The sequence below is a fragment of the Burkholderia sp. genome (assembly GCF_018375725.1).
In the GTDB taxonomy this organism is placed as follows: domain Bacteria; phylum Pseudomonadota; class Gammaproteobacteria; order Burkholderiales; family Burkholderiaceae; genus Burkholderia.
Window position 1 is genome coordinate 1 of sequence record NZ_JAHACR010000447.1, and the last position, 2,387, is coordinate 2,387.

Here is a 2,387-nt window from a genome sequence, read left to right on the forward strand (position 1 = left end):
TCGCGCCCGCCGTGGCGGCCGGCCGCGAAGCCGAAGTTGTCGGCGACGCTGAGCCACGGCAGCAGGCGCGGCTCCTGAAAGATGACGCCGATATGCGGCGACGGTGCATGTTGTGCGACGCCGTCGAGCCGGACCTCGCCGCGATACGCGCGGTCGATCCCCGCGACGATGCGTAGCAGGGTGCTCTTGCCGCAGCCGCTCGGTCCGACGAGACTCACGATCTCGCCGCGCGCGATGTGCAGCGCGACGCGGCCGAGCACCGTGCGTGCCCCGTATTGCTTGCGCTCGATGCGCACGTCGAGCAGCGGCGGCGTATGCGGATCGTGGTTCATGCGATGTGTTCCGTTTATTTTGCCTTGTCGAGCGTGTCGCGCCAACCGAGCAGCCAGTGTTCGAGCCAACGCATCGCGCCGTCGGTCAGCTTGCCGAGCACCGCAAGCAGCAGGATCGCGCCGAACACGAGATCGGGTCGACCGGTTTCGCGGCCGTCGGTCAGCATGAAGCCGAGGCCGCGCGTCGCGGCGATCAGCTCGGCCGCGACCATGAACATCCACGCGAGGTTGAGGCCCGTGCGCAGGCCAGTGACGATCTGCGGAAGCGCGGCTGGCAGCAGGATGCGCGCGAACAGCGCGGGCGCGCCAAGCCGATAGACGGCGCCGAGTTCGACGAGCTTGCGATCGACGCCGCGGATGCCTGCGACCACTGCGAGGTGCACGGGAAAGAACGCGCCGATCGCGACGAGCGTGATCTTCGGCGCCTCGTCGATGCCCATCCACAGCAGCAGCAGCGGAACCCACGCGAGCGAAGGGATCGCACGCAGTGCCTGGAACGACGGTTCGAGCAATGCGTCGACACGCCGGCTCAGTCCCATCGCCGCGCCGACCAGGACCGCGAGCGCCGCGCCGATGCCGAATCCGGCGAACACGCGCAACGCGCTGGCGCCGATGTGGCGCGCGAGCCGGGCCGCGCCCATCTGCGCGAGCGTGTCGAGTATGTCGGTCGGTGCGGGCAGCAGATGGTGCGGCACGACCTGTGCGCGCACGAGCGCTTCGACCAGCACGAGCAGCACAAACGGCAGCAGTACGCCGGCGATGCGCCAGCGCCGCAGCCGGGGCGAGGTGGGCGCGGGTACGGGCATGGGCAAAGCCGCGGCGGTGCACGGCGCGCACGCGTCGAGCTTCAACGTTTCGTCGGTTGCCACGGTATGGCTCACGGCTTGTTCGCGGCCGTCGCGGCGGGCTGCGCGAATTGCGGATCGATCAGCGTGTCGACAACCTTCGACAGATCGGTGTTCGGCTTCACGAGCTGTTCGGTGACGAGGATCGGCGCGGCGGCCTTTAGCGCGGCGCTTTGCTGTGCGCCCGGCACGGGCTGGCTGAAATCGGTGCGCTGGAGTTGCAGCTTCGCGACCGGCAACGAAACTTTCGATTCCTCGGCGACGATCTTCGCGGTGTCGTCGGGATGCGCGAGGATCCACAGGCGCGCCTTCTCGTAGACCTTCAGCACGCGCGCGACGGCTTGCGGATACTGTTCGATGAACGATTCGCGTGCGTTCAGGAACCCGTAGGTGTTGAAGGCGACGTTGCGATAGAGGAGCCGGGCGCCATCTTCAATCTGCGCGGCGGCCATGTGCGGATCGAGCCCGGCCCATGCGTCGACTTGTCCATTCACGAGCGCGGTGCGGCCGTCCGGATGCTGCAGGTTCACCAGTTCGACGTCGTCGCGATTGAGGCCGGCCGTGTGCAGCGCGCGCAGCGTGAACAGGAACGGATCGGTGCCGCGCGTCGCGGCGATCTTCTTGCCCTTCAGGTCGGCGAGCGTCTTGATCGGCGAATCCTTGCGCACGACGAGCGCCGTCCATTCGGGGCGCGAGAACACGTACACGGTGCGGATCGGGTTGCCGTTCGCACGGCTCAGCACTGCCGCGAGACCCGCCGTCGAACCGAAGTCGATTGCGCCGCTGTTCAGGTATTCGAGCGCGCGGTTGCTGCCGAGGCTCAGCACCCATTTGATCGGCGTGCGGTCGTCGCGGAATTCGTCTTCGAGCCAGCCGAAGCGTTTGATGACGAGACTTTCCGGCGCGTAGTACGCGTAGTCGACGCGGATCTCGGGCGGCGTCGCCGCATGGGCGGCGGCAGTGGCCACGAATGCAGCGGCGATCAGCGCGACGCGGCGCAGTGCACGATTCCAGAATGGCTTCATCGACGATCTCCCGGCACGGTCGGTGATTGAGCTAGATCGTCAAATCTAATAAACGGACGCGGCGCGAAGAACTAATGAAAGATCACAAGGAAATCGGCGTGAGCGATATCGGTGCGTGATGCGCCGGCCGTCATGCGACGGGCTGCTCCGCATGCGAATGGAACAACGGCAAGACTTCCACGGCG

Annotated in this window: 3 protein-coding genes; all 3 read right to left on the reverse strand. The window is 66.9% G+C overall.

What is annotated here, in order from left to right; all coding sequences use genetic code 11:
* A partial coding sequence (locus KH616_RS24165) for an ATP-binding cassette domain-containing protein (RefSeq protein WP_292253723.1) occupies positions 1 to 332 on the reverse strand: 332 nt, incomplete at its 3' end.
* Positions 333 to 346: 14 nt separating this feature from the next.
* Positions 347 to 1,138: an ABC transporter permease gene (locus KH616_RS24170; protein WP_292253729.1), complete on the reverse strand. Its 792-nt coding sequence runs from the start codon at positions 1,136 to 1,138 to the stop codon at positions 347 to 349.
* Between the two features lie 71 nt (positions 1,139 to 1,209).
* On the reverse strand, positions 1,210 to 2,202 hold the full coding sequence (locus KH616_RS24175; RefSeq protein ID WP_292253726.1) for an aliphatic sulfonate ABC transporter substrate-binding protein: 993 nt from the start codon (positions 2,200 to 2,202) through the stop codon (positions 1,210 to 1,212).
* Positions 2,203 to 2,387: the final 185 nt, after the last annotated feature.

What these genes read in the sequence shown, in the direction of transcription:
- KH616_RS24170 (WP_292253729.1), bottom strand. Translation starts at nt 1,138, where the DNA reads ATGCCCGTACCCGCGCCCACCTCGCCCCGGCTGCGGCGCTGGCGCATC.
- KH616_RS24175 (WP_292253726.1), bottom strand. Translation starts at nt 2,202, where the DNA reads ATGAAGCCATTCTGGAATCGTGCACTGCGCCGCGTCGCGCTGATCGCC.